The sequence below is a fragment of the Streptomyces sp. MZ04 genome (assembly GCF_004684775.1).
Lineage (GTDB): Bacteria > Actinomycetota > Actinomycetes > Streptomycetales > Streptomycetaceae > Streptomyces.
Window position 1 is genome coordinate 1 of record NZ_SRIC01000607.1, and the last position, 908, is coordinate 908.

The window sequence follows — 908 nt, forward strand, 5'->3', positions numbered from 1 at the left end:
GGTGGGAGCGGGGGGCGGTAGTCCGTGGCGATGGCGTCCCGTGCCAGGGTTCCCGGGAGGTTCTCGGGGCCCGCCTCGGTCGCCGCGTCGGACTGCTCGCGGGCCGCCTCGTGCGCGTTGCGCTGCGCGAGTTCGTCCAGGAGCGCCGCCTCGTCCCCGCCGCGCAGGAGGAGGAGTACGAAGGGGTCCGCGTCCAGGAGTCTGGCAGTTTGGTACGTGAGCGCCGCCGCGTGCTTGCAGGGGCGGCCGTGGTCCGGGCAACTGCAGGACGGGACCAAGTCGCCGGGGCCTGGGAGGAGTTGGACGTCGGCTCGCTCCGCCGCCTCCGCCAGCGCGTGCGGCATGTCCTTGTCCAGGAGCGCCGCGATGTGGGCCGGTTCCGTGGCCACCGCGTCCAGGAAGTTGTCCCAGTCCTCCGGGGTGAGGGTGCGCATGCGGATCTCGGCGCGGTAGGGGCGCGGGCGACTGCCGTGTACGTACGCCACGATGCGGCCCGGCGCGACGGTGATGGTGTCGACGTGCCCCTCACGGGCGTAGGCCCGGCCACGGGCGAGGCGACCCGCGTCCAGCGAGGTCCCTTCCAGGGCGGCGATCCAGGCGTTGCCCCACCAGGATGTCGCGAACGGGGCCTGCGGGTCGGGGTGTTGAGGGAGCGGGGGGAAGACGCGGCCGTTGCCGCCGGTGCGGGTTGCGGCGGTTCGCGCGCCTCCTCCCGTGCGGGTGGCGGGGGCGCGTCTGTCGCCCGCGGGCGTGGCGGGGGCGCGTCTGTCGCCCGCGCGGGTGGCTGAGGCCCGCGTGTCGCCCTCGCGGGCGGCGGCCCTCGCATCACCCGAGCGCCCGGCAGCCGCCCCCGCATCATCCGAGCGAGCGGCGGCCGACCGCACGATGCCCCGGCTCTTATACAAATC

1 protein-coding gene is annotated in these 908 nt (G+C 75.3%); it reads right to left on the minus strand.

From position 1 onward, the window contains the following. Window positions 1-908, minus strand: a 908-nt coding sequence (locus E2651_RS43460) for an SWIM zinc finger family protein (protein ID WP_245239569.1), incomplete at both ends; no start/stop codon positions are given.